Here is a 356-nt window from a genome sequence, read left to right on the forward strand (position 1 = left end):
GCATCCTGGTGGCGCGCGATCGCAGCGGCCAGACCATCGACGCCGTGACCGGCAAGGGCAGCGTGAGCAAGCGGCAGCTGGTGCAACACCTGGGACCGCGCCTGGCACCCGACGTGCTGTTGGTGACCGATAGCCATGCGGCCTACCCGGCATTCGCGCGGGAGGTCGGGATTTCGCATGAGGCCATCAACGCGAGCGCCGGCGAACGAAAGCGCGGTGCGCTGCACATCCAGAACGTCAACGCCTATCACAGCCGGATGCGAACCTGGCTGCTGCCGTTCCGCGGCATCGCCAGCCGTTACCTGGACCACTACTTCGGCTGGCGCTGGGCGCTGGATGGCCAGCGCATTACCAGT

1 protein-coding gene is annotated in these 356 nt (G+C 67.1%); it reads left to right on the plus strand.

What is annotated here, in order from left to right; all coding sequences use genetic code 11:
- A partial coding sequence (locus AC1DIX_RS28405; protein ID WP_477328703.1) for an IS1595 family transposase occupies positions 1–356 on the plus strand: 356 nt, incomplete at both ends.

It is taken from the genome of Massilia sp. 05N420, from assembly GCF_056397205.1.